Consider the following 25,931-nt stretch of genomic DNA (forward strand, 5'->3'; position numbering starts at 1 on the left):
CATTGGCTTGTTGCGAGGAGAAGGAGATTGCGATGACGGTAAAGGCCATTCTGGACGCCAAAGGGCGCAATGTCGTCACCATCGCCCCGGATATGAAGCTTGCGGATGCGGCGCAGCTTTTGTCGGAACGCGGTATCGGTGCGGTCGTCGTAACAAAGGCCGATGGCCGGATTGCGGGCATATTGTCGGAGCGCGATATTGTGCGCGTGATCGGCAGGGATGGTGCCAGCGCTCTCGAACAGCCGATCTCCAGGGTGATGACGTCGAAGGTGCAGCGCTGTCATGAACAGAACACCATCAACGAGGTCATGCAGATCATGACCACGGGGCGTTTCCGCCACCTGCCAGTCGAGGAAAACGGCAAGATTGCCGGCATTATCTCCATCGGCGACGTCGTGAAAAAGCGGATTGAGGATGTCGAGCGCGAGGCGGAGGACATCCGCAGCTACATAGCCACCGCCTGAAAGATGAGAGGCTGCCTTCTGGCAGCCTCTCCTAATGCATGTCGCTTTCAAGTGAATTCATTTGAAAGACAACGAACATGCATCATTTGAAAGTGTTTCAGCGTCCTTTCGCGTCTTATAAGACGCGCGGCGCTGTAGTTTAGCGGTTGTCGCCCTGTGAGCGAACCAGTTGCAACCCCCGCCGCGTGATGCGGTAGGGCCCGCCATTGCGCGACTGGATTGCGCGTTTGCGTTTGATTTTTCTGAAGACGATCACGTCGAGGCCGGGGAAATACCAGCCATCGCGCGTGACGCAGTTCAGTTCGATGATCTGGCCGCGGTCATCTTTCTCAATGTCTATGCGACCGCCCTGCGCCAATATGTGCAGGATGCGCTGTTCTGCGCGGGAAATGTCCATGTTTTGAAGTCCTGGAAAAAACCGGTGGCCGAATGGCCACAAAACATCGCCGCGCCATCCTGCGATGGCACGGGGTTTCAAGGTTTTCTCGCCCCGATCCTGTGTTGGTTCAGGTTCGGGGCCTCACCGGGCCTCAAGGCTGATGGACATAAAAACTCCGTTGGTTCGCGGTTTTCATAACGCAAACTTTGGCCGGAATAAAGCGCTCGGCTTGCCACACGGGAGTGTTTGGTCTAGCGAATGCGCATTCATCATAGAACCATCCGACTGCACGGCACCGTGAACCCATGACAATCATCGATACGCGCACGCCCGATCCCAAGCGCTTCATCTCCGGAGCGACCGGCGACTGGGAAATCATCGTCGGCATGGAGATCCATGCTCAGGTTACCTCTGAAGCAAAGCTCTTCTCCGGCGCTTCGACGGCCTTCGGTGCCGAGCCCAATGCCAATGTCTCGCTCGTGGACGCTGCCATGCCCGGCATGCTTCCGGTGATTAACGAAGTGTGCGTGAAGCAGGCAATCCGCACGGGACTGGGTCTCAAGGCGCAGATCAACCTGCGCTCGGTTTTTGACCGCAAGAACTACTTTTACCCGGATCTGCCGCAGGGCTATCAGATTTCACAATTCAAGCAGCCGATCGTGGGCGAGGGTAAGGTGACGGTGTCCGTCGGCCCCGCCAAGGACGGTTCATTCGAGGAAATCGAAGTCGGCATCGAGCGTCTCCATCTGGAGCAGGATGCCGGTAAGTCGATGCATGACCAGCATCCGACCATGTCCTACGTGGATCTTAACCGATCCGGCGTCGCGCTCATGGAAATTGTCTCCAAGCCTGACATCCGTTCGGCCGATGAGGCCAAGGCGTTTCTGACCAAGCTGCGTACGATCCTGCGCTATCTGGGCACCTGTGACGGCAACATGGACGAAGGCTCCATGCGGGCCGACGTGAATGTTTCCGTGCGGCGTCCCGGGGGCGCGTTCGGCACGCGCTGCGAGATCAAGAATGTGAACTCGGTGCGTTTCGTCGGTCAGGCCATCGAATCGGAAGCGCGTCGTCAGATCGCCATTCTGGAGGATGGCGGGTCGATCGATCAGGAAACCCGTCTGTTCGATCCCGCGAAGGGCGAAACGCGTTCCATGCGTTCCAAGGAAGAGGCGCATGACTACCGCTATTTCCCCGATCCGGATCTGGTGCCGCTGGAGTTCGATCAGGCTTATGTGGATGCGCTCGCTGCCGATCTGACGGAACTTCCCGATGAGAAGAAGGCGCGCTTCATCGAAACGTTTGGCCTCTCGGAATACGACGCATCCGTGCTGATTGCGGAAAAGGCCACGGCGGACTTTTTTGAAAAGGTTGCCGAAGGCCGCGACGGCAAGGCTGCCGCCAACTGGGTGATCAATGATCTTCTTGGCGCCTTGAACAGGGCCGGGCAGGGGATCGAAGACACCACAGTAACGCCTGATCAGCTTGGTGCGATCATCGACCTGATCAAGGACGGAACGATATCCGGCAAGATTGCCAAGGATCTGTTCGAGATCGTGTTTGCAGAAGGTGGTGATCCGCGTGTCATCGTCGAAGAACGCGGCATGAAACAGGTCACCGATACCGGTGCCATCGAAAAGGCCGTGGATGAGGTCATCGCCGCCAATCCGGACAAGGTCGAACAGGCCAGGGCCAAGCCGACGCTTGCCGGCTGGTTCGTCGGACAGGTGATGAAGGCCACCGGTGGCAAGGCCAATCCGCAGGCCGTCAATGCGCTTGTGAAGGAAAAGCTCGGGATCGATGCCTGATAGCGAGGAATTCTTCGTCCGTACGGCCGGCGAGCGCGACCTGCCCGCCGTGCGTGCGCTCCTCGTGGAGACGTGGCACGACACCTATGACCCGATCTATGGCCGCGAGCGCGTGGTGGAAATTACCGACACCTGGCATTCTCTGGATGCGCTAAGGGCGCGTCTGAAACGTCCGCATTCAGAATTCGTACTGGCAGACAATGGGCGGTTGATTGGCGGTATGGCGTTTGCAGTGGCCGGGAAAGACGGCAAGGAAATCCATCTTCATCAACTCTATGTGCATCCTGAATGCCAGGGAAAAGGCATCGGAATGGCGCTTTTCGCCGAGATCGCTAAGTGTTTTCCTGAAGCGCGTGAAATCACGCTCGAGGTTGAAGAGGCGAACAGCAGGGCGAGAGCCTTTTACGCCCATCTGGGATTTGAGCAGGTTGGGCGAAGCGGCGATTGCGGTGGTGCGGGTTTCGAGCTGCCGGCGCTCATCTATCGCCGGGGGCTTTGATGGAAACGGGCGCCGAAGGGCCGATGATTCGAATCGCCGAACGACGCGATGTTGAGGCGATTGTCTCGCTCTTCGCTGCGGACGGGGAGGGTGGCCACGGGGACACGACCGATCCGAACGCCGCAGCCGCCTATCTTGCGGCATTCGAGCGCATCAGCCGGAGCCCGAACGACACGCTTTACGTTGCCGAACTCGACGGCGAGGTTGTGGGCACCTTTCAGACGACGCTTATTCCGGGAATGCCGGGGCGTGGCGGGACGAGCTTCCAGATCGAGGCCGTGCAGACCCGCAAAGACATGCGCAGCCGGGGGATTGGCGCGCTGATGATCTCGCACGCCGTCGATGAGGCGAAGGCGGCGGACGCGCGTCTGGTTCAGCTCATGTCAAACGCTGTGCGCGAGCGCGCGCACGGGTTTTATGAGCGGCTTGGCTTCGCAAAAAGCCATGTCGGTTTCAAGATGAAGCTGAAATGACTATGGAGCATTGTCCGGAGGCCTTGCCTTCCGGCGCGGTGGACGCCATAACGCCAATCACGAGCCATCTGTGACGATGACAGCGAGCGACTTGAGGACGCCATGAAGAAGTTTTTGCTTCAGTTTTTCACCTGGTGGAACGGCCAGACGCTGGGCACGCGCTTCCACACATGGCGCAAGGGCACACGCGTCGGTGAAGATGAATTCGGCAATACCTATTATGAAGGCGGCAAGGATTCCGAGGGGCGCACACGCCGCTGGGTGATCTATAACGGCATTTCCGACGCCTCTCTGGTGCCACCCGGCTGGCATGGCTGGCTGCACCACCGCGTTGACGTTGCGCCCGTCAACGAGAATTACACGCCGCGCGAATGGCAGAAGCCCCATCAGCCGAACCTGACAGGCTCGCCGGCTGCCTACCGTCCGCAGGGCTCGATCGCGAACGCGGCCGATCGCCCGCGTGTCACTGGCGATTACGATGCGTGGACGCCTGGCGGCTGAACCTGTTTGCTGATCTCGCCACAATTGCGCATTAGTCGTAAGCTTTATCGTGGGTCGGGCGATTCCGCTGGACTCTCTCAGCGTGACAAGCAAACAGAACGGGTGTCGAGCCATATGAAGTCAGGCCAGAAGAAAAACGCCGGTTTCGGGCTGATCGTGGCATTGGGACTGGCCGTGCTGGCGACTGCGCCGGTCCAGGCCGCCCGGATCAAGCACCCGGTGGCCGAATTTACCGGCATCGACAAGATCACCGGGCGTATCATCTCTTTTGACGTTTATATGGACGAGACGGTTCAGTTCGGTGCGCTGCAGGTCACCCCGCGGGTCTGCTACACTTCGGAAGAGACCGAAGAGCCGCGCACGGATGCTTTCGTGGAAGTGGACGAGATTACCCTGGACCGGGAAATCCGCCGTATCTTTACCGGCTGGATGCTGGCCGAGAGCCCTGGCCTGAACGCGGTCGAGCACGCGGTCTACGATGTGTGGCTGAAGACCTGCAAGGAAGACACCGACGTTCCGCCACCGGAGACCAATTGATCTCGTTCTCCGTTCTTACGGATTGAAGCGTGCCTCGCCGCTTTGCAGTGCTTCCTGCAGGAGCTGCTCATAGCGGTTCCGTGGCACGTCGATTGCGCCGAACTGCTTGAGATGCGGCGTCGTAAACTGTGTGTCGAGAAGCGTGAAGCCGCGCTCACGCAGCCGTTTCACGAGATGAACCAGGCAGATTTTCGAGGCATCGGTGCGGCGTGAGAACATGCTCTCGCCGAAGAAGGCGCGGCCCAGCGTCACGCCGTACAGCCCGCCGACCAATCCCTCATCCGTCCAGGCTTCCACGGTGTGGCAATGGCCGTTCTCGAACAGAAGCCCGTAGGCTTCGCGGATCGGTGCATTGATCCAGGTTTCGGTGCTGTCACGCCGTGCCTCTGCACAACCTTCGATGACGCCGTCAAAGTCCGTGTCGAAAGCGATCCGGAAAGGATTGCGGCGCAGCGTCTTGCTCAGGCTTTTGGGGACGTGAAACGTGTCGAGCGGGATGACGCCGCGCATCTCCGGCCGCACCCAGAACACCTCCGGATCGTCGGCGCTTTCGGCCATCGGGAACACCCCGGTGGCGTAAGCGCGCAAGAGAAGATCCGGAGGAATCCGAAATCCTGGTGCGAAAGGTCGTGCCATCGTGCCCAACCGGCGAGATCGCCGGAAAATCACATGGAGCAGCGAGCCTTAGCTCGTCTTCGCCAGGTAATTCTCCAGCCAGTGAATGTCGTAATCGCCGTTGGCGATGTCGGGATTGCCGACCAGGTCCTGGAACAGCGGCAGCGTGGTCTTGATGCCGTCGACCACAAATTCATCCAGGGCGCGGCGCAGGCGCATCATGCATTCCACCCGGTTGCGGCCATGCACGATCAGCTTGCCGATCAGGCTGTCGTAGTAAGGTGGAATGCGATAGCCGGAATAGACGCCGGAATCGACGCGGATGCCGAGACCGCCGGGCGTGTGGAAGTGCGAGATCGTACCCGGCGAGGGGGTGAAGGTGCGCGGGTCTTCCGCATTGATGCGGCATTCGATGGCGTGGCCCTCGAAGCGCACTTCATCCTGCGTGCAGGAAAGACCGCCGCCCGAGGCAACGCGGATCTGCTCATGCACCAGATCGATACCGGTAATCGCTTCCGTCACCGGATGCTCCACCTGAAGGCGGGTGTTCATCTCGATGAAGTAGAACTCGCCGTTCTCGTAGAGGAACTCGATCGTCCCAGCGCCGGAATAGCCAAGATCGGCAATCGCCTTCGACACGATCTCGCCGATGCGGTTGCGCTGTTCGACGTTAAGGGCGGGGGAGTTCGCCTCTTCCCAGACCTTCTGGTGGCGGCGCTGCAACGAGCAGTCGCGTTCGCCCAGATGAATGGCCTTGCCGGCGCCATCGCCCATGACCTGCACTTCGATGTGACGCGGCTTTTCGAGATACTTCTCGATATAGACCGCGTCATCACCGAAAGCCGCGCCTGCCTCGGAGCGTGCGGTGGAGAGCGCTTCGGCAAGGTCGGCTTCCGTCTTCGCGACCTTCATGCCACGCCCGCCGCCGCCGGCCGATGCCTTGATGAGAACGGGGTAACCGATATCCGCGGCGATCCGCTTGGCTTCCACATCGTCGGTGACGGCGCCATCGGAGCCGGGAACCACCGGAATGCCCAGTTCCTTCACCGTCTTCTTGGCGGTGATCTTGTCGCCCATGATGCGGATGTGGTCGGCTGAAGGACCGATGAAGGTCAGGTTGTGCGCTGCCAGAATCTCCGAGAACTTCGCGTTCTCGGAAAGGAAGCCATAGCCTGGATGAACTGCGTCGGCGCCGGTGATCTCGCAGGCGGCCAGAATCTGATGAATGTTCAGATAGCTGTCGCGCGAGGGCGGCGGCCCGATGCACACGCTTTCGTCGGCAAGGCGCACATGCATCGCGTCCGCGTCGGCTGTTGAATGTACGGCCACGGTCTGGATGCCGAGCTCCTTGGCGGCGCGCAGCACGCGCAGGGCGATTTCGCCGCGATTGGCGATGAGGATTTTGTGAAACATGCGCGCCTGCCCCGGACTACTCGATCACAACCAGCGGCTCACCGAACTCGACCGGCTGCGCATCCTCGAAGAGGATCGCCGTCACGGTGCCGGAGCGGGGCGCGGGGATCTGGTTCATGGTCTTCATCGCTTCGATGATCAGAAGCGTCTGGCCTTCCTTCACGGACTGACCAATCTGGATGAAGGGGCTGGCCCCGGGGGCGGGGGATGCGTAGGCGGTTCCCACCATGGGGGAGGGAACGGCGTTCTTGGAATCGGCAGGGCTCGTTGCCGGCGCTTCGTCCTTCGCCGAGGCTGCGGGAGCAGCCGGCGCAGGCGCCGGGGCAGGTGCGGGCGCGGCGTAAGTCTGCACCGCCGCTGCCGCCTGCTTGGCCACGCGAATTCGCAGGTCGTCCTGCTCGACCTCGATCTCCGTCAGATTGGTGTCGTTCAAGATCGTCGCAAGCTCGCGAATGAGTTGCTGATCGACCCCCGTCTTCTTTGTCGACATATTCTTTGTCCTGCCTTGTTCTCAATCGGGCCGGCTTGCGGCCAGCGCGTCCAGCGCGAGTACATAACCGATTGTGCCCAAACCGCAAATCATCCCTTTTGCGGCCGGAGCAATCATCGAAACGTGGCGAAAGGTCTCGCGTGCGTGAATGTTGGAGATATGCACCTCGATCACCGGCAGCGGGCTGACGGCGCGGATTGCATCATGGAGCGCGATCGACGTGTGCCCATAGGCGCCTGGATTGATGACGATCCCGGCGGCACCTTCACTGGCCTCATGAATCCAGTCAACGAGGTCACCTTCGTGATTGGACTGGCGAAACTCGATGTCCACGCCAAGCGATGCAGCCTTTTCCCGGCAGGATGCTTCGATCCCTTCCAGAGTATCGCCGCCATAGATGCCGGGTTCACGCCTGCCGAGCGCATTCAGGTTGGGCCCGTTCAATATGAAGACTGTTTTCGCCATGAAATTGTCCCCTGACCCCTCGCGGCACGCTCAATACGCTCCTCTATAGAGGGCTTAGACCGTGCCGCAAAGATGGCAAGGGGCTTCTTTGTCTGTCCACAGCGCGCTCACGGCGCCGATCAGTTGCTTTGCGTGCGTGCCTGGTCGATCTTCTCGGCAAGAACGTCCTTGCCCAGTGCGCCGAACACCACTTCATCGCCGATCACATAAGCGGGTGTTCCTGTGACGGCAAGCTGATTCGCCAGATCGTAGGTCTCGGCAAAGATCTTCTGGATCTCCGGATTCTCCATCTCCTTGCGCAGTGCGGCTTCGTCGATGCCTGTTTCGGTTGCGATCTTCATGGCCAGTTCGCCGTCGGCGCGCGTTTCCGCGCCCAGAAGCTTCTGGTGGAAATCGGCGTATTTTTCCGGGGCAATCGCATGAACCGCCATGGAAACCACATGCGCTTCACGCGACTGGGCGGAGAGGATCGGAAATTCCTTGAGCACGAAGCGGACATCGTCGTTTTCCTCGACCAGCGCCTGCATGTCCGCCATGGCGCGCTTGCAGTATCCGCAATTGTAGTCGAAGAACTCCACGACCGTGATGGCTGCGTCGGGATTTCCCACCACGCCGTCGTAAGGGCTGTTGAAAAGCTGCTCTTGTCTGTCCTTCATGACCGCCTGCTGAGCCAGTTTCTGCTCTTCACGCTGCTTCTTCTCCAGCGCGTCCTGGACCTCGAGCAGGATTTCGGGATTGTTGAGCAGGTACTCGCGGACAATCTGCTCCACCTGCGGCTTGCCGAGCGGTGCTGCAGTCTCGGCCTGCGCCCCGCTGCCGAACAATGTGACTGGCGTGAGCAGGGCGGCCGTCGCCGCAAGCACTCGGATATTTCTGGTGAAGGTCATGTCATGTTCCGATTCATCTGATTGGTGGGCGGGTGCGCTCATGGGTGTCGATGGCGCGTCAATGGTTCACGCTAACCCGGTTTCCTGTACTGAATGATGTCCTGGGCACGCAGCCAGCCAGGCGTTCCGCGCTTCATGCGCTTTTGTGCTCTGGTGGCGAAGATTTTTGCATCCTGATAGCGGCCGAGATGAAAATGGCCTTCCGCGGTTGCCAGGTCGGCCGCAGCGATGTCTCCGAGCTGGCCATAGGCCTGCGCGAGATAGCGATAGCCATTGGCAAATTCCGGCTCGCGCGAAAGACCTGTCTGCAATTCGGAGGCGGCTTTTTTCACCAGATCCGGCTTGCCGGTCGCAAGAAGAGCCTGCCCATAGCCCACCTGCAGGAGGCCGGGCGTTCCCGGTGCAAGAGAGAGTGCTCTCGCATAGGCATTGGCCGCTTCTTCGGCACGGCTGGCCTTGATCAGAATGTCACCGCGCAGCTCCTGCAAATAGGCATTGCGCGGCATTTCCGCGATCAGGGCATCGACCTTCTGAAGCGCGGTGCGCGGGTTGCCATTGAGATAGGTGGCGATGGCATCGCCGTAGCGCGCCGGAATGCCGCGCGGATTGCCGCGGAATAGGCGCTGAACGGCCTGCCCACCTTCCATATAGGCGGCGATCTTGGCCCGCATCATGTCGTGACGAAGCTGTAGCTGCGGGGGATCCTTGCGATCGAAGTAGCGGCTCTTGCGGGCGAGCTCTTCCAGATTGGCGATGCGCTCGCGCGGCATCGGATGGCTGATCTGGTAGGGATCCACATTGATGCCGGCCAGCGCCATGCCGCCGGCAAGGCGCTCGAAGGTCTTGAGCATGCCGTTGGCCGACTGGCCCGTTCGATTGAGATAGTCGATCGCCGTGCGGTCTGCTGTTGCTTCTTCGGAGCGCTGGTAGCCGAGCAGGCTGCGCCGGGCCATTTCAGCGCCACCGGCTGCCATGCCCATGCCAGCCGTTGCCAGGCCGCGCGAATCCGAAGCGGCGCCGGCCACACCTGCACCGATGCCGATCAGTGCGGAGACAATCGCCATTGTCTGTGCGCGCTGCAACTGTTGGCGCAGACGTTCCTGATGACCGCCGGCGATATGACCGGCCTCGTGAGCGAGGACGCCAATGACCTCGTTGGGCGTTTCCGCATCCGTCAGTGCGCCGGTGTGAATGAAAATCCGGCGTCCGTCGACAAAGGCGTTGAAGCTGCGATTGTTGACGAGGACGATGTCTATGCCAGACCGGGAGAGGCCCGCCGCTTTCAGGATCGGTTGGGCATATTCCGAGATCAGGGCTTCGATTTCCGCATCGCGCACGACGGTCACTCTGGACTGGGCAAAGGCAGAGGGTGTCGAGGCGACAGTGAGATAGGCCGCAACGAGGAAAAGCGAAATGGTTCGCGTGACAGTCGTGTAAACCATGGTGTTTCTCTCAAGCATCGCGAAAGTGGTAGACGAGCATGAGGGCGATGGAAAGGCAGAACCGCGTGCGATCATGGAGTTTTGATCACCAGCGTCGCCATGCCGCAAAAAAAGAAGCCGGCGCAGAACGCCGGCTTCTCGAGATCAAGTCGTCAGGAGCGTTACTACAGCGCCGCGCGTCTTGTAAGACGCGCAAAGGACGCTGTAACACTTTCAAATGAATTCATTTGAAAGCGACATGCATTAGAAGAAGCTCTTGCGCTGCCACCAGCCGGTTTTGCGCGGCCGGTCGCTTTCTGCAGGCTCTGACGAGGAAACAACCGGTTCGGCTTCTGCAACAGCGCTCTCCTTGACCGGAGCGTCCTTCTCCTCAGCCTTGGCTTTCGCCGTGCTGCGACGTGTGGCGGTCCGGCGCTTCTTCGGCGCAGGAGCGGCGGCCTCTTCAGATGCGACTGCCTCAGTGGCATCTTGTCCGGCAGGCGCTTCCTCTGCAGGCGGCGTCGCGCCATTGGTGGCTTCGGTCTTCTGGCTGTCGTCGGCTGCGGCAGCGGCAGTTTTGCGCGTGCGGCGGCGCGGCTTCTTTGCCGGCTTCTCGTCTGTCGCCGGTTCCTGTGTCGCGTCGCTTGAAGCGTCCTGTAGCGGAGCGTCTTCTGCCGCAGCATCGAGCTTGGCCGAAGTGTCAGCATTCGCCGCCTGAGGCTCTTCATTCCCGCTTTCGGTCTCGGTCTCCTGAGCCTGTGCGTCCTGCGCCTGGTTCTCGCGGCGGTTCTTGCGACCACCCCGTTTGCCGCGGTGACGCTTCCTGCGCTCGCCTTCACCACCCTCCGCAGCCGCTGCCTCGGCAGGTTCTTCGGAAGAAACAGTTTCTTCACCGGTGCCCGCAGCAATGGCATCTGCGTCGATCGAGCCCTGTTCGGTGCTCTCATTCTGATTCTGGTCCGTTGCTGCCTCTCCGCCACCGTTGCGGTTGCGGCCGCCGCGCCGCTTGCGCTTGCGCCGCCGCTTGCGCGGCTCGCCATCCTCACCGTTGGTGGCTTCGTGTGACGGGGCGGCGGTCTCTTCCGGTTCGGCAACGTCGACCGGAGCCGTGGGGGCGGGCTGTTCCATGCCCGACTTGTCGGCAGGCTGCTGCCTGGTGATCGCAAAGTGCTGCGCACCGACCTCGTCGTCCGCTTCCACGGTGATGTTCACACCAAAGCGGTTCTCCATCTCGACGAGATTGGCGCGCTTGTGGTTGAGGAGATAGAGAGCCGTGGGTGTGGGGGTCCGCACAGCGATATTGTTGCGGGAATCTTTGAGGAGATATTCCTCGATGGAGCGAACCACGAAGAGAGCCACGGAGGAATCGGAGCGGATATGCCCGGTGCCGCCGCAATGGGGGCAGGGCTGCATCGTGCTCTCAAGAACGCTTGCGCGAATGCGCTGGCGGGACATTTCCAGAAGGCCGAAATGCGAGATGCGGCCCACCTGGATGCGCGCACGGTCGTTCTTCAGGCATTCCTTGAGGCGCTTTTCCACCGCACGGTTGTTGCGGTTTTCCTCCATGTCGATGAAATCGATGACGATCAGACCTGCAAGGTCGCGCAGGCGCAACTGGCGCGCGACCTCTTCTGCCGCTTCCAGATTGGTCTGGAGCGCGGTGTCTTCGATGGAATGTTCTTTCGTGGAGCGGCCGGAGTTGACGTCGATTGCAACCAGCGCCTCGGTCTGGTTGATGATGATGTAGCCGCCGGATTTCAGCGTTACCTGTGGCTGCAGCATCCGGTCGAGCTGTGCTTCGATACCGTTGCCGGCAAAGATCGGCGTAACCTCGCGATAGGGCTGCACGACCTTTGCGTGGCTCGGCATGAGCATGCGCATGAAGTCCTTGGCTTCGCGATAGCCTTCCTCGCCTGCCACAAGGACTTCGCCGATATCCTTGTTGTAGAGGTCGCGCACGGATCGCTTGATCAGGCTGCCTTCCTCGTAAACGAGGGCAGGCGCGGTCGATTCAAGCGTGAGGGAGCGCACCTTCTCCCACAGACGCATCAGATAATCGTAATCGCGCTTGACCTCCGCCTTGGTGCGATTAGCACCCGCGGTGCGCAGGATGACCCCCATGCCCTGTGGCACATCAAGCTGCTTCACGACGTCCTTGAGGCGTTTGCGGTCCTGGACGTTCGTGATCTTGCGCGAAATGCCGCCGCCGCGTGCCGTGTTCGGCATCAGGACCGAATAGCGTCCGGCGAGCGACAGATAGGTGGTAAGTGCTGCGCCCTTGTTGCCGCGCTCTTCCTTTACGACCTGAACCAGAAGTATCTGGCGGCGCTTGATGACTTCCTGGATCTTGTAGTTCTTGCGGGCGGCACGGCGCGGGGGCTGAGCCTCCTCCAGCGCGTCGTCGGCTCCAACGGTATCGACATTGTCGTCCTCGTCGTCGCCATTGCCGTCATCTCCATTGCTGTCGTCTCTGGAGCGGTTGCGGCGGGAGCGCCTTCCGCGCGGCTCTTCTGAAACCACATCGCCGGCTGCATCCGCAGCCATCGCCGCGGACTTTTCCCCGCCCTCGGTTTCGGAAGCGTCTTCGTCATCGGAGGGCTCTTCGGAGAGGGTTTCGCCATTCTCCTCGTCGGCAGCGACATCGTCCTGTTTCGCTGACTTCTTCCGGGTGCTGGCACGGCGGCGCTTGCGCCCGCCCTTCTGGGCCTGGCGCTGCTCGCCTTCTTCCTCGTCTTCGTCCGCCTTGGCTTCCGCCGCCTCGGCCTCGATGAGTGCCTGACGGTCGGCTACAGGGATCTGATAGTAGTCGGGATGGATCTCGCTGAATGCGAGAAAGCCGTGCCTGTTTCCACCATACTCGACGAAAGCCGCCTGAAGTGAAGGTTCAACGCGTGTTACACGCGCCAGATAGATGTTTCCGCGAAGCTGTTTCTTATCCTGAGATTCGAAATCGAATTCTTCGATGCGATTACCGCGAAGGACGACGACCCTTGTTTCCTCCGGATGGGAGGCGTCTATTAGCATTTTGTTCGGCATAAATTCTTGTCTCCCCGGCAGGGAACGATTGTCGGGCTGGACTCCACGCGTGTCGCCGCAAGCCAGTGTGACAATCTGTGCCGGATAATCTGAGGTTCGTCGGCGTTGAAGGCCGCGCGAAATTGGGCCGGAACACCGATTTCGCGGTGCATTTTAATCCGGATCTATTTCCAATCGCGCCTGAAGCCATTCCATCGCCCGGCAGAACCGTTTCAACCAAGGCCCGGTTTTACGGGCCAGCTTTTGCTCATAGCGAGCCGGCGCGGACGTTTCTTAAGGTCCGGCCGTTTCCAACGTCAGAGCCCTCATGTCTGGAGAACGCCCTGAAAAATTCCTTCTGAATCACCGCCCGTTCCGGTTTGCGGCAGCGGAAAAGATTTGCCCCGTTGCTCATCGCCGTTTGTCAGCAGGGACTCAAACCAGGCACGCGTATCGCGATGATTCATAGATGCTTTTATGATTTGACAGTTGTATTGGCAACCCTGATTTCCATTGACGGGTTGCGTGGCAGGTCGATGCGGAACCCGGCGCGTATTTGCTCAATCGATCTGGAAAGCGCATAAAAAATGCCGGTTTCCCGGCGATTCGAGAGCAAAATTGCCATCTTTGTCCGTAGGGAATCGGTGTCGATTCGATAAAAATTCGCACAATGCATCGCAGAGAGACGGTTTTGCACAGACCAGCACTTTTGTTTTCGGTTGTTCTTGCGGCGATCCTTCTCGTCTTCAACAACGCTTTAGGTGCTGATTCCGCGCTGAAGGCACATGATTACAAGATGGCGGGCGATGCGCAGTACACGCGCATCGTCGTCCATTTCGACCGCAAACCCGACTTTCGATGGTTTCTGCTGCGCGACCCCAGCCGGCTGGTGATCGATCTCCCATCGACGGACTTTTCGTTCGATCCGCTTGAGCTGCGTCCGCGCGGGCTCGTGGCCGCGGTTCAGTACGGTGCTGTCGATGCGCAGCGGGCGCGGCTCGTCTTCAGGGCGGTCGGGCCGTTCTCCGTCGAAAAGGCCGAAGTGAAGGAGAACGAGACTTCGGACGGGTTTCGCCTGATCATCGAACTGCGGGCAAGCTCGACCGAGGCGTTCGATGCGGCATTGCGTGCGAGCATGCTGAAACCGGGGACGGAAGCCCGACTGGAGGCCCCGTCTCATACGCAGGATCGATTCACTGTCGCGCTCGACCCGGGGCATGGCGGCGCTGATGGTGGCGCGCGTGGCGTGAACGGCACGGTTGAAAAGCAGATCACGCTTCTGTTTTCACTGGAACTCGCCAGGAAACTCGAGGAAACGGGGCTCTATCGGGTCGTTCTGACGCGGGAAGACGACCGGTTTCTGCGGCTCGATGAGCGGGTGCGGATCGCCCGGGAAAAAGGCGCCGACCTGTTCGTCTCCGTACACGCTGACGCGATCGCAATTCGCAGCGTGCGCGGGGCGACCGTTTATACGGTGTCCGACAAGGCTTCGGACGCCGAGGCTGCTGCCACGGCTGCACGCGAAAACCTCTCCGACGAGATCGCAGGCAAGGTGCCTGAAGAAGAGCAGGATGAAGTCGAAGACATTCTGGTCGATCTCATCCGGCGCGAAACGCATGCGTTTTCCATACGCTTTGCGCGCACGCTGATCGGCAAACTGTCGGATACGGTACAATTGGTGAAGAACCCGCACCGATATGCGGGATTCCGCGTCCTGCGAGCGCCCGACATTCCGTCGGTTCTTCTGGAGCTTGGCTATCTGTCGAACCCGAAGGACGAGGCTCAGCTTCGGGATCCGGCATGGCGCGCAGCCACGATGGATGCGATCATAGAGGCGGTGGGTTATTTCGCGAAGGCCAATGGCGGGGCTCGCGGATGATGCCGAGACGTTGCAAGTCTGCAACGCTGGCATGGATTAATGCGGCTGGAGGTATTGCCATGCCTGCCGCCGTATTTTGCCCACAAGACTAAGGCAGTAAGGAAAAACGCAGGATTTTCCAGAAGCCCCGGGTGTTCCGGGCGGAAGATCGTGACAAAAAGTGGTACTATAGAATCGCTAACAACGAAGATGGGCGGACTGCGTTGCGGTGACGAGGCACCATTTCGTCATTCCTCTTTGTGATGCGGACAGAACTTGAAAGGCGGCCCCGGCGATCCCTGACATTGACAGGGCAAAGCTATGTCGGGGTGTAAATTGGAGCGGGCATGGTACGTCTCATCGGGTATTTCTTTGGCGTGGGCATCGTGCTGGCGCTGCTGGTGGCAGCGGGCATTGCACTTTATGTCGGCGATCTGACTAAAGATCTTCCCGACTATGAGGTTCTGGCGAAGTATGAGCCGCCGGTGACCACCCGTGTTCACGCCGCCGACGGCGCACTGATGGCGGAGTTTGCGCGCGAGCGCCGGCTTTATCTGCCCATTCAGGCGGTGCCTGACCGTGTCAAGGCGGCCTTCCTTTCGGCTGAAGACAAGAACTTCTACAATCATCCGGGCGTTGACGTGACCGGTCTTGCACGAGCCGTGGTCACCAATATCCAGAATCTTGGTTCCGGTCGCCGCCCGGTGGGCGCATCAACCATCACGCAGCAGGTCGCCAAGAACTTCCTTCTGACGTCGGACCAGACGATGCAGCGCAAGATCAAGGAGATGGTGCTCTCCTTCCGCATCGAGCAGGCCTATTCCAAGGATCGCATTCTCGAACTCTATCTGAATGAGATCTTTTTCGGTCTTGGCTCCTATGGCATCGCGGGTGCTGCGCTGACCTATTTCGACAAGTCGGTCAATGAACTGACGCTTGCCGAAGCGGCCTATCTCGCCGCTTTGCCCAAGGGTCCGTCGAATTATCATCCATTCCGGTACACGGAACGCGCCATAGAACGCCGCAACTGGGTGATCGACCAGATGGTCGCCAATGGCTATGCCACGGCAGAAGAGGGCGAGAAGGCCAAGGCGACCGGGCTTAATGTGTCTCCGCGTCGCCGTGGAACCTATCTCTTTGCCGGCGAGTATTTCACCGAAGAGGTCCGCCGCGACATCATCTCCCGCTATGGTGAGGACGCGCTTTACGAAGGCGGGCTTTCCGTTCGCACGACACTCGACCCGCAATTGCAGCTTTATGCCCGCAAGGCGCTGCAGAATGGTCTGCTTCGTTACGATACGCTGCGCGGCTATCGCGGACCGGTCACGCAGATCGACATTTCCGGAGACTGGGGTGTTCCGCTCGGCGAAGTCGATGCCCTCAGCGACGTGCCGGAATGGCAACTTGCCGTCGTTCTGGGGACTGAAGACGACAAGATTTCCATCGGCATCAAACCGGAACGTGTTGTCTCCGGTGCGCTTTCGGAAGAACGCGAGACAGGAACCATTGCGCTCGACGACATGAAATGGGCCATGCGCCATGTGGTCGATGGCAAGCGGGTCAAGGCGAACAGGCAGTCGGACGTGCTGAAGCCCGGTGACGTGATTTTCGTCGAGAAGAAACCGGATACGGAGCGGGCGTGGGAGTTGCGTCAGGTTCCCGAGATCGAGGGCGCTCTGGTGGCCATGGACCCGCATACGGGACGCGTCCTGGCGATGGTTGGCGGTTTCTCCTATGCCGATTCCCAGTTCAACCGCGCAACGCAGGCCTATCGCCAGCCCGGTTCGGCCTTCAAGCCCATCGTTTATGCCGCTGCGCTCGACAATGGCTATACGCCGGCGTCGGTTGTGCTTGATGCGCCGATCTCCATTCAGGTGGGCAATGATGTCTGGGAGCCGAAAAATTACGGCGGCAAGTCGGCTGGGCCCTCGACACTGCGTGCGGGCATCGAGCGCTCGCGCAACCTGATGACGGTTCGTCTGGCCAAGGATATGGGCATGCAGCTCGTGGCCGACTATGCGGAGCATTTTGGCCTTTACGACAAGATGCTTCCCGTGTTGGCCATGTCGCTGGGCTCCGGTGAAACGACGGTCATGCGCATGGTTTCAGCCTATGCGGTTATGGCGAATGGCGGAAAACAGATCGTGCCTTCTCTGGTCGACCGCATTCAGGATCGCTACGGCAAGACTGTCTACAAGCATGACCGCCGCGAATGCGTCGGCTGTGTTGCGAGCGAGTGGACGGGGCAGGATGAACCGGAGATCATCAACGATCGTGATCAGGTTCTCGATCCCATGACCGCTTATCAGATCACCTCGATGATGCAGGGCGTGGTGTCGCGCGGCACCGCCGTCACCGTTTCAGAGCTGGGCCGCCCGATTGCCGGCAAGACCGGCACGACGAACGACGAAAAGGATGCATGGTTCGTCGGTTATACACCCGACCTCGTGGTCGGGGTGTTCATGGGCTACGATACACCGCGTCCGATGGGGCGTGGCTCCACGGGTGGTGGCCTGGCCGCTCCGATCTTCAAGGAATTCATGGCGAACGCCCTGAAGGATATGCGCCCTGTGGATTTTCAGGTGCCTGAAGGCATGAACGTCATTCCCATTGATCGCAAGACGGGGATGCGCGCCCAGGCAGGACAGCCGGGCGTCATCATGGAAGCCTTCAAGCCGGGCACGGGGCCGGCCGACAGCTACTGGGTCATCGGCATGGAGGACCTGGAAGGCGCGGGCGGTCCCCGGGTGATTTCTCCCCAGGCCAACCGTGCGGTCAATTCGGGCGCCGGCGGCCTCTACTGACAATGTCGACCGATTATAGGCGTGTCCGCTTTACACAGGCGGGCACGCTCCATATGGTCCGACGCGATTCAGGACACCGTTCCTGAAAAATCCAACAAAACCGAGGTGTGGATCTGCAATGCGTGCGGAAACCGAAAATCTTGTCGACGAAATCAAGCAGGCCATAAGCCTGCTGAGGAGGCATCTTTGACTGGGATGAAGCGGTAAAGAGGCTCGAATATCTGAATTCCCGCGCCGAGGAGGCTGATCTGTGGAACGATCCGCAGGAGGCCCAGAAGCTGATGCGCGAGCGCCAGATGCTCGAAGAGAACATCACCGGTGTCCGCAACCTGTCACAGGCGCTTGAGGACAATGTCGGGCTCATCGAACTTGGAGAGGAAGAGGGTGACACCTCGGTTGTCTCGGAGGCCGAAGCCGCGCTGAAGGGGCTCAACGATGAGATCGCGGCCCGTCAGGTCGAAATGCTCCTTTCCGGTGAGGCTGACGGCAACGACACCTATCTTGAAATTCATGCCGGCGCTGGCGGTACCGAGAGCCAGGACTGGGCGCAAATGCTTCTGCGCATGTACACGCGCTGGGCCGAGCGCCGCGGCATGAAGGTTGACGTGATGGAAGTCCATGACGGCGAAGAGGCGGGCATCAAGTCTGCCACGCTGCTGATCAAGGGGCGCAATGCCTATGGCTGGCTTAAAACGGAATCGGGCGTGCATCGCCTCGTGCGTATTTCGCCATATGACAGCAATGCGCGGCGGCACACTTCCTTTGCCAGTGCCTGGATTTACCCGGTCATCGACGACACGATCGATATCGACATTCCCGATTCCGAGGTTCGCATCGATACCTATCGCGCGTCGGGCGCGGGCGGTCAGCACGTCAACACGACCGACTCTGCAGTCCGCATCACGCACATTCCAAGCGGTATCGTCGTTCAGTGTCAGAAAGAACGCTCACAGCACAAGAACCGGGCGACCGCCTGGGACATGCTGCGGGCGCGTCTTTATGAGGAAGAACTGAAGAAGCGCGAAGACGCGGCAAATGCGACCGAAGCATCCAAGACCGACATCGGCTGGGGGCACCAGATCCGTTCCTACGTACTGCAGCCCTATCAGTTGGTGAAGGATCTGCGCACGGGCGTGGAAAGCACCAGCCCTCAGGATGTTCTGGACGGCAAGCTCGACGCGTTTATGGAAGCCGCTCTGTCGCAGCGTGTGCATGGCAGCGATGGTGCGGAGGTCGAGGACCTGGCGTAGATCGCCGTGCGTCCATCCGGACGCACAAAGGACGATCTAGACTGTTGATGGAGCATCGGAATAACCCGAAAACCGGATTCCACTTTTCGGTCCGATGCTCTGATGCATGTCGCTTTCAAATGAATTCATTTGAAAGACAACGAACATGCATCATTTGAAAGTGTTACAGCGTCCTTTGCGCGTCTTATAAGACGCGCGGCGCTGTAGCCGGTCTGTCGACAAAACAGGACAATACGGGCGGACGCATGGCGTTCGCCCGTTTTCACGTTCAGGAATCGCTTTCGAGATATTTGGCGATCTTTCGTCCCGCCGTGATGAAGCGGGACGGATTGATGGCTGCGCCGGATCTGCGCACTTCATAATGAAGGTGCGGACCTGTGGAGCGGCCGCTGGAGCCTACCTTGCCCACCTTCGTGCCGACATCCACTTTGTCCCCGGTCTTTACGAGAATCTTGCTCATGTGAGCGTAGCGCGTCGTCAGGCCGTTTCCGTGGTCGATTTCCACCATGCGTCCATAGCCGCCGTTCCAGCCTGCCTTGACGACGGTTCCAGCGCCGGTCGCGTGGATTGGGGCGCCACGGCGGGCGCGGAAGTCGATTCCCGAGTGATGTGCCAGGCGACCGAGAAACGGATCCTTTCGTGCACCAAACCGGCTTGTTATCGGTGCACCAGGTGACGGGCTCGCCAGCGGGAGCCGCTTTGCCTTTGTCTTCACCTCGTTCAGATGGGACAGTGCTTCATCCAGTTCCCGTACCTGATCCTCAAAGACAAGGGCCGAGGTGGCGGCGAGAAGCGGACCACCAACGTTCTGCTCCCTGTCATCTTCAGGAATGGTCAGGCCAACATCTTCCAGGGTACCGGCGATGGCGTCGGCAGTCTGATAGGCGTCTTCGGCGAGCAGCCTCACGCTGTCGATCTGGTCTGTTTCAATGGATTCCAGCGCGCGATTGAGCTTCACAAACAGATAGTCCGCCTTGTCGGCTGCTGACAATTGTCCACTCTGCTGGGATGTCTGGGCGCGCAGCGGCCAGGGAACCGTGTCTCTGGCCGAAGGGGCAAACGAGGCGACAGCGATGCTTCCGGTTTTTGTCGGGTCAAGCAGATGGTCGGTTTCAGCCTTGATCTGGGGCCTGGGGGCGGGCACGGGCGCATTCTCGGGAAGCAGTTCGGCGCCCGCTCGATTGAGCACCGGAGCGAGGCGGCTTTGCCGTTTGGTCAACTGGTCCTGCCGGGCAAGCAGTTCGCCGACCTTTTCCTGCATGAACTGCTGATCGAGGAGCTGCCGGCTGGTAACTCGATCGAGCTGTGCACGCAGGGCGGAGATTCGATCTTCGTAGGCCTGCTGAAGGCGTGCCTGACGGGCGACGGTCGCACCGATCAGATCGTCGCGGAGCACAAGATAGGAAGTGGCGAGAAGATAACCGATGGCAAGCGCTGCAACGGCTGAACCCACCATTGCAGCAACCCAGGGCCGCACGGTGAAGTGCCGTATCTTGTCGCCCCGTGCGATGATGATCGTATGGGGTTCCTTGCGTTTACCAAAAACCGCGGATTGCTGTGGGCGCATCGAGAATCGAACTTATGTTCAAGGGACCAAATTCGATGTCGATTACACTTGATTAGGGTTAACAAAGCTTTTCGGACGCTGGCGGGTGTGGTGCCAAATGCGGTCCGGCAAGCTTATTGCCAACGGCATTTGCGGGCTTTCGTCATAACAGGCGCGGGATAGGGCCTGCGCCTATTCACCGTTCTGCTTGAGCGCTTTGACGGCGTCGAGCACCGCCTGCGCATGGCCCGGCACTTTCACCTTGCGCCACGTCTCGGCGATGCGGCCGTCCGGGCCAATCAGGAAGGTGGAGCGCTCGACACCCATATATTTGCGCCCATACATGCTTTTCTCGACCCAAACGCCATAGGCCTGGAGCGTCTCCTTGTCCTGGTCGGACACGAGGCTGATTGTGAGAGCGTGCTTGTTCTTGAACTTGTCATGGCTTTTGGGGCTATCGGGAGACATCCCGAGCAAAACCGTATCCAGAGCATCGAATTCGGGTTTGAGGGCGGTAAAATCGATTGCCTCGGCGGTGCAGCCGCTGGTGTCGTCTTTCGGGTAAAAGAAGAGAACCACGGTCTTCCCGCGAAAATCCGACAGTCTGATTTCGCCGCCGCCATCACCAGGCAGTGAAAAATCCGGAGCTTCGCTTCCTTTGACGGGTTCTGTCATTTTCTTTCCCCTGTTTGTGGATAGCCGATGGAAGGGAGAGATATAATGATGTCGGTGGATTCGTCCATGGCTGCTGAGTGTCGACGGGAACGGTTTTGGATCAGGAAGGTGCTCCTCACAGAAAGGTCAGGTTCAAGCGCGGCGAGATAGCGGCTCTGGAAACGTATCCGTCTACCCATGACAGGGCTCGCCGGGTTTTGAGACGCTCGGTCATGTGGCTATGGCTAAGGCGGTGCGTTGGCGGTCTTTTCGTCATGATCGCGCTTCTCGTTTCCCTTGGCGTGGCCATTCAACTCATCGGAACAGGCTCCTTCGGCCAGGATCGATTGCGTTCGGCTGCCCAGAAAGCCCTGACAGCACTGGCGGGGTACGAAGTCGAAGCGACCATGGGGAGCCTCCGGATCGTTCTGAGTGATCGCAGCCTGATCGCGCTCGAAATTCGCGATGTTGGTCTGACAAAGGCTGAAACCGGTGAAACGCTGATCGACGCGGACACGCTGCATTTCGGTTTCAGGCTGCTGCCCCTGCTCAGGGGCCAGGTGCAGGTGGGCAGCGCTGAGATCACCGGCGCTCGTGTGCAACTGGCCAGTCTCTCCTCGCGCCCCGAGGAGGTGGCCGCGGTCGCCCGCTGGAAGAAGCCTGTCGATCCCCGCGTCATCGAGAAGGATGTCTTCGATGGCCTGCGACGCGTCTACGCGCTGACCGAACGTACGGGAACGCGCTATCTTCGTCTGCGCGACGTGGTGGTCGTTGTGGATGAAACCACCCAGCGCAGCCTCGCCATCGATGTCAATGCTTCGATGACACCTTCCGGCAAACTGGACTTCAAGAGCAGTGTTACTTTTGACGACCGCGACATTGAACTTTCTGGAACCGCTTTGCGACCCGCGCGTGAGGGGCCGATCAAGTCGCTCGATATCGAGATCGCAGCGCCAAAGCCATCGCTCCTGGAAGCCGCGCGCACGGTTTCGGGGCAGACGCGGCGCAAGGGTGGTCTTCTCGAAGCGGTGCGCATTTCACTCAGCGGTGGAGAGACCGAAAGCGGCAAGGGAAGGCTGCAATTTGAACTGGCCCTGGAGGAGGCGCCCTTCGATCTTGGCGAAGACGGTGTATTGACAGCGACAGGGCGCATTCGCGCCGCTGTTGAAAACGATACGGGGATGGTTGTCATCAACCGGGCAAGCCTGATCGTCGGTCGCTCGGCTTTCGACTTCACCGGCCGGATTGTTCCGGTAGAAAACCCGGATGCCGGGAGCGCGGTTTATCGTTTCGATCTTGCCAGCGGCAAGTCGACGATCGCGCCGATCGATTCTCCCGAAGCCGCTGTCCCGTTCGTTGCCGGGGCTTCGGGCCGCATCGACACGGGAAGCGGTCGGATCATCGGCGATACGATCCGTATAGCCACAACGTCGGGGGTGATCACCGCAAGCGCTGCCGTGACCCTTGCGGCGGGCAAGACGCCGGGCCTTTCGCTTGCCGTTTACACCAAGGGCATGCCGACACATGAGGTGAAGCAGTTCTGGCCGTGGTTTGCCGCTTCCGGCGCGCGGGAATGGGTGCTGGAAAACCTGTTCGGCGGGCGGGTTGTTGAAGGCAATCTGCGCCTGCGGGTTCCACCGGGGCGTTTCGGCAATGGCAAGCCGCTGGACAATGAAGAGGTCAGCGGAGCCTTCGAGGTTGCAGATGCACGGTTCGACATCGCCGGCCGGATCCCGCCGGTGCGTGATGCCGTCGGCCGTATCGCCTTTCAGGGTGCAGATATCGACATCGGTATCGAAGCAGGGACGGTGTTCATGCCGAGCGGGCGCAAGGTTGCGGCGAGCAAAGGATCGCTCAGGGTTCGCAATGCACATGTCAAGCCACGCATAGGCAAACTGGAGATTGACGTCGCCGGAAAGGCACCGGCGATCATCGAACTCGCATCTTACGAACCGATCGACGTTTCGGACAGGATCGATCTTGCGCCTCAAGATGTGACAGGAGATGTCACAGGTCATGTGAAGGCAGATATTCCTCTGAGCGACGGAATACCGCGCGAAGACCTCGGCTGGCAGGCGACGCTCGAATACGAAAATCTCTCGATCTCAAAACCCTTTGACGGGCAGATGGTCGCCGATGCGAGTGGTGTCCTGATGGTAGAGCCGGGAAGGGCGGACATATCCGCTTCGGCAACCCTCAACGGCATTCCGGCACGGCTGGAACTCGTGGAGCCTTTCGGTGATACCGGAGTAGAGCGGTCGCGCAGGATTCAGCTGACGCTGGACGACAAGCTGCGAGACAAAGTGGTTCCGGGGCTCAGCGAGATTCTGTCTGGCCCAATGACAGTCGACTATTCCGAGCGCGACGACGGCCGCAAGGCGCTGACCGTCAAGCTCGACAAGGCGCGTCTGACGCTGCCATGGATCAACTGGAGCAAGGGCGCGGGCATTCCGGCGACGGCATCCTTCGTTCTCGATGAAAAGCCGTCCTCGATGACACTGACGGATTTCAAGCTGTCCGGTGAAACGTTTTCGGCTGAAGGACGTCTCAGCATCGCCGGTGGGAAGCTCTCCAGCGCACGTTTTGAAAGAGCGCGACTTAATCGCGGTGACGATTTCTCGGTTTCGATCGATCGTTCGGACAGGAATTTCGCGGTGACCGTTCGCGGTGCTGCGCTGGATGGCCGGTCTTTGATCAAGCACTATCTCGGGGCGGAACAGAGGGGCGCGGGAGGTGGCGCATCCGAAGCAGGTAGCGCGAATGTGACCCTGGATGCGAAACTTGCGCGTGTGTCCGGCTTCGGCGGGGCAGTGTTGCGGGACGTTTCCCTGAAGTATGCATCGTCGCAGCGTGGACCGGGCCGTCTGGATCTGACTGCCAAAACGGCATCGGGCGGTGCCGTGACGCTGGCGCGGGATGCTAGCGGTATCGCGGCCAATTCCTCCGATGCCGGCGCGGTCATGCGGTTTGTCGATTTCTACGAGAATATGGAAGGGGGGCAGATGGCTGTCTCGCTGAGCGAGGGAAATGGCGGGGTTCTCAGCGGTCGTGTCTCGGCCGAGAACTTCTTCATCGTCGACGAGCCCCGTCTTCGTTCGCTGGTGTCGGCAACCGAGAACAATGGTGAGGTGGATGCCAACAGGATCAGTTTCGAACGTGGCTATGCGACGGTGCTGAAAGGCCCGGGCCGTCTCGAACTGAAGGATGGCGTGCTGCGTGGGCCATTGATCGGCACCACGTTTCAGGGAACCCTGTTTGACGCAAACGACAACATCGCGATCACAGGCACTTTCATGCCGCTTTACGGGCTGAACCGGATCTTTGGCGAGATTCCGGTGTTCGGCGGGTTGCTCGGGAATGGGCGCGACCGCGGTTTGATCGGAATAACCTACCGCCTTTACGGCAAGCTGGCGGAACCGCAGATGGAGGTGAATCCCATCTCGGCCATCGCTCCCGGCATTTTCCGGCAGATTTTCGAGTTTCGATAAAAGAAAGCGTGCGCCATTCGAGCGCACGCCATTTGCGAGAGCGCCGCGCTTCGTGCGCCTCAGACCGGACGCAGAAGCACGTGCTTCTTTTTGCCGAGCGACAGTTTTACCACGCCTTCCTCGGTGAGATCGTCGAGGGTCACGGCCTGCCGGTCATCGCTGACGGGCTGGTCGTTGAGGCGCACTGCGCCACCCTTCACATGCCGGCGCGCCTCGCCATTGGAGGCGGCAAGGCCTGCGGTCACGAAAAGTGCCAGAACGCCGACGCCTTCCTCGAGCGCCGAGCGCTCCACTTCGATGGTCGGCAGGGTCTGCGCCAGAGCGCCTTCCTCAAAAGTCTTGCGCGCCGTCTCTGCAGCCTCTTCCGCCGAGTCGCGGCCGTGCAGCATTGCCGTCACTTCGGTGGCGAGAATTTTCTTCGCCTCGTTGAGCTCGGCTCCCTGCAGTGCCGCAAGGCGCGCGATCTCATCGAGCGGCATCGTCGTGTAGAGCTTGAGGAAACGCTCGACGTCGGCATCTTCGGTGTTGCGCCAGTACTGCCAGAAATCGTAGGCGCCGAGCATATCCGGGTTGAGCCAGACAGCGCCGTCGGCGCTCTTGCCCATCTTCGCGCCCGACGACGTGGTCAGAAGCGGCGAGGTGAGGGCGTAGAGCTGCGGCGTGCCCATGCGGTGGCCGAGATCGATGCCGTTGACGATGTTGCCCCACTGGTCCGAGCCGCCCATCTGCAGACGACAGCCAAGCCGCCTGTTCAGCTCAACGTAATCGTAGGCCTGGAGGATCATGTAGTTGAATTCCAGGAAGGAAAGCGACTGCTCGCGATCGAGGCGCAGTTTCACCGAATCGAACGACAGCATGCGGTTGACCGAGAAGTGGCGACCCACATCGCGCAGGAATTCCAGATAATTGATGTCCAGAAGCCAGTCGGCATTGTTGACCATTAGCGCGTCCTGCGGGCCGTCGCCGAAGGTCAGGTAGTTGGCGAACACTTTCTTGATGCCGGCAATGTTGTCGGCAATCGTCTCCGGCGTCATCAGCTTGCGCGCCTCGTCCTTGAACGAGGGGTCGCCGACCATGCCGGTGCCGCCGCCCATCAGGGCGACAGGCCTGTGGCCGGTCTGCTGCAGCCAGTGCAGCATCATGATCTGGATCAGGCCGCCGGCGTGCAGGCTCGGCGCGGTGGGATCAAAGCCGATATAGGCCGTAACCGTCTCGTTCCGGAACAGTTCATCGAGACCAGCGTCGTCGGAGGTCTGGTGAATGAACCCGCGTTCGCTGAGCGTGCGCAGGAAGTCGGATTTGAAGGCGGTCATGGTCTTTCAGGCTCTTTGGATTCTGGCGGAAGCGAGGCAGTATGACGCATC

The 25,931-nt window shown here is 60.0% G+C and carries 22 protein-coding genes; 10 read left to right on the forward strand and 12 right to left on the reverse strand.

Translation table 11 applies throughout. The annotated features are described in order from the left end of the window. Positions 1–32 precede the first annotated feature (32 nt). Positions 33–464 carry a CBS domain-containing protein gene (locus KUG85_RS02220; RefSeq protein ID WP_065815214.1) on the forward strand — a complete coding sequence of 144 codons (432 nt, stop codon included), beginning with the start codon at positions 33–35 and terminating at the stop codon, positions 462–464. Between the two features lie 139 nt (positions 465–603). On the opposite strand, the gene KUG85_RS02225 is transcribed toward KUG85_RS02220, so the two are convergent. After that, positions 604–861 carry a YjhX family toxin gene (locus KUG85_RS02225; protein WP_065815215.1) on the reverse strand — a complete coding sequence of 86 codons (258 nt, stop codon included), beginning with the start codon at positions 859–861 and terminating at the stop codon, positions 604–606. 287 nt (positions 862–1,148) lie between these two features. On the opposite strand from KUG85_RS02225, the gene gatB reads away from it, so the two are divergent. The 5 genes from gatB to KUG85_RS02250 all read left to right on the forward strand — a co-directional run bounded on the left by gatB (position 1,149) and on the right by KUG85_RS02250 (position 4,661). Beyond that, the gene (gene gatB / locus KUG85_RS02230) at positions 1,149–2,651 is read left to right on the forward strand and encodes an Asp-tRNA(Asn)/Glu-tRNA(Gln) amidotransferase subunit GatB (protein ID WP_065815216.1); all 1,503 of its coding nucleotides are present in this window, start codon (positions 1,149–1,151) and stop codon (positions 2,649–2,651) included. Further along, the gene (locus KUG85_RS02235) at positions 2,644–3,150 is read left to right on the forward strand and encodes a GNAT family N-acetyltransferase (RefSeq protein ID WP_223004001.1); all 507 of its coding nucleotides are present in this window, start codon (positions 2,644–2,646) and stop codon (positions 3,148–3,150) included. Before gatB ends, KUG85_RS02235 begins: the two co-directional genes overlap by 8 nt. A gap of 23 nt (positions 3,151–3,173) precedes the next feature. Then, a complete protein-coding gene (locus tag KUG85_RS02240) occupies positions 3,174–3,623 on the forward strand; it encodes a GNAT family N-acetyltransferase (protein WP_255606228.1) in 450 nt (149 codons plus the stop codon). A gap of 102 nt (positions 3,624–3,725) precedes the next feature. Then, entirely contained in the window at positions 3,726–4,124 is a 399-nt protein-coding gene (locus KUG85_RS02245) for an NADH:ubiquinone oxidoreductase subunit NDUFA12 (RefSeq protein ID WP_007008040.1), read from the forward strand. A gap of 114 nt (positions 4,125–4,238) precedes the next feature. Next, positions 4,239–4,661: a DUF2155 domain-containing protein gene (locus tag KUG85_RS02250; RefSeq protein ID WP_065815219.1), complete on the forward strand. Its 423-nt coding sequence runs from the start codon at positions 4,239–4,241 to the stop codon at positions 4,659–4,661. A gap of 15 nt (positions 4,662–4,676) precedes the next feature. Here the strand turns inward: KUG85_RS02250 and aat are convergent, their stop codons facing one another. From aat to KUG85_RS02290, 8 genes are all read right to left on the reverse strand, one after another. Then, positions 4,677–5,297: a leucyl/phenylalanyl-tRNA--protein transferase gene (gene aat / locus KUG85_RS02255; RefSeq protein WP_223004003.1), complete on the reverse strand. Its 621-nt coding sequence runs from the start codon at positions 5,295–5,297 to the stop codon at positions 4,677–4,679. 48 nt (positions 5,298–5,345) lie between these two features. After that, complete coding sequence (gene accC, locus KUG85_RS02260; RefSeq protein ID WP_223004004.1) at positions 5,346–6,689, reverse strand: acetyl-CoA carboxylase biotin carboxylase subunit; 1,344 nt, start codon at positions 6,687–6,689, stop codon at positions 5,346–5,348. Between the two features lie 16 nt (positions 6,690–6,705). Beyond that, positions 6,706–7,179 (reverse strand): acetyl-CoA carboxylase biotin carboxyl carrier protein, encoded by a 474-nt coding sequence (gene accB / locus KUG85_RS02265; protein WP_223004005.1) that lies wholly within the window; start codon positions 7,177–7,179, stop codon positions 6,706–6,708. Between the two features lie 21 nt (positions 7,180–7,200). Further along, entirely contained in the window at positions 7,201–7,644 is a 444-nt protein-coding gene (aroQ, locus tag KUG85_RS02270; protein ID WP_223004006.1) for a type II 3-dehydroquinate dehydratase, read from the reverse strand. A gap of 119 nt (positions 7,645–7,763) precedes the next feature. Further along, the gene (locus KUG85_RS02275) at positions 7,764–8,531 is read right to left on the reverse strand and encodes a DsbA family protein (RefSeq protein ID WP_065815224.1); all 768 of its coding nucleotides are present in this window, start codon (positions 8,529–8,531) and stop codon (positions 7,764–7,766) included. Between the two features lie 71 nt (positions 8,532–8,602). Further along, complete coding sequence (locus KUG85_RS02280) at positions 8,603–9,991, reverse strand: M48 family metalloprotease (RefSeq protein ID WP_407673640.1); 1,389 nt, start codon at positions 9,989–9,991, stop codon at positions 8,603–8,605. A gap of 225 nt (positions 9,992–10,216) precedes the next feature. After that, on the reverse strand, positions 10,217–12,988 hold the full coding sequence (locus KUG85_RS02285; RefSeq protein WP_223004007.1) for an Rne/Rng family ribonuclease: 2,772 nt from the start codon (positions 12,986–12,988) through the stop codon (positions 10,217–10,219). A 305-nt stretch (positions 12,989–13,293) separates the two neighbouring features. After that, positions 13,294–13,434, reverse strand: coding sequence for a hypothetical protein (locus KUG85_RS02290; protein WP_223004008.1), 141 nt, complete (start codon positions 13,432–13,434; stop codon positions 13,294–13,296). Positions 13,435–13,637: 203 nt separating this feature from the next. Here KUG85_RS02290 and KUG85_RS02295 point away from each other — a divergent pair, with 203 nt between their 5' ends. The 3 genes from KUG85_RS02295 to prfB all read left to right on the forward strand — a co-directional run bounded on the left by KUG85_RS02295 (position 13,638) and on the right by prfB (position 18,879). Further along, on the forward strand, positions 13,638–14,846 hold the full coding sequence (locus tag KUG85_RS02295) for an N-acetylmuramoyl-L-alanine amidase (RefSeq protein WP_255606229.1): 1,209 nt from the start codon (positions 13,638–13,640) through the stop codon (positions 14,844–14,846). A gap of 326 nt (positions 14,847–15,172) precedes the next feature. Next, positions 15,173–17,629: a penicillin-binding protein 1A gene (locus KUG85_RS02300; protein WP_065815228.1), complete on the forward strand. Its 2,457-nt coding sequence runs from the start codon at positions 15,173–15,175 to the stop codon at positions 17,627–17,629. Between the two features lie 118 nt (positions 17,630–17,747). Further along, a protein-coding gene (prfB, locus tag KUG85_RS02305) for a peptide chain release factor 2 (RefSeq protein WP_141685985.1) occupies positions 17,748–18,879 on the forward strand; the annotation gives its coding sequence in 2 pieces (ribosomal slippage) (positions 17,748–17,816 and positions 17,818–18,879; 1,131 coding nt in all). 268 nt (positions 18,880–19,147) lie between these two features. On the opposite strand, the gene KUG85_RS02310 is transcribed toward prfB, so the two are convergent. Next, positions 19,148–20,446: a M23 family metallopeptidase gene (locus KUG85_RS02310; protein ID WP_065815229.1), complete on the reverse strand. Its 1,299-nt coding sequence runs from the start codon at positions 20,444–20,446 to the stop codon at positions 19,148–19,150. Between the two features lie 171 nt (positions 20,447–20,617). Then, positions 20,618–21,100 carry a peroxiredoxin gene (locus tag KUG85_RS02315; RefSeq protein WP_065815230.1) on the reverse strand — a complete coding sequence of 161 codons (483 nt, stop codon included), beginning with the start codon at positions 21,098–21,100 and terminating at the stop codon, positions 20,618–20,620. Positions 21,101–21,354: 254 nt separating this feature from the next. Here KUG85_RS02315 and KUG85_RS02320 point away from each other — a divergent pair, with 254 nt between their 5' ends. After that, the gene (locus KUG85_RS02320) at positions 21,355–24,567 is read left to right on the forward strand and encodes a YhdP family protein (protein WP_255606230.1); all 3,213 of its coding nucleotides are present in this window, start codon (positions 21,355–21,357) and stop codon (positions 24,565–24,567) included. A gap of 59 nt (positions 24,568–24,626) precedes the next feature. Here KUG85_RS02320 and tyrS read toward each other — a convergent pair whose 3' ends face one another. Continuing rightward, the gene (gene tyrS / locus KUG85_RS02325) at positions 24,627–25,880 is read right to left on the reverse strand and encodes a tyrosine--tRNA ligase (RefSeq protein WP_223004010.1); all 1,254 of its coding nucleotides are present in this window, start codon (positions 25,878–25,880) and stop codon (positions 24,627–24,629) included. Positions 25,881–25,931: the final 51 nt, after the last annotated feature.

It is taken from the genome of Nitratireductor rhodophyticola (assembly GCF_019891355.1).
Lineage (GTDB): Bacteria > Pseudomonadota > Alphaproteobacteria > Rhizobiales > Rhizobiaceae > Nitratireductor > Nitratireductor rhodophyticola.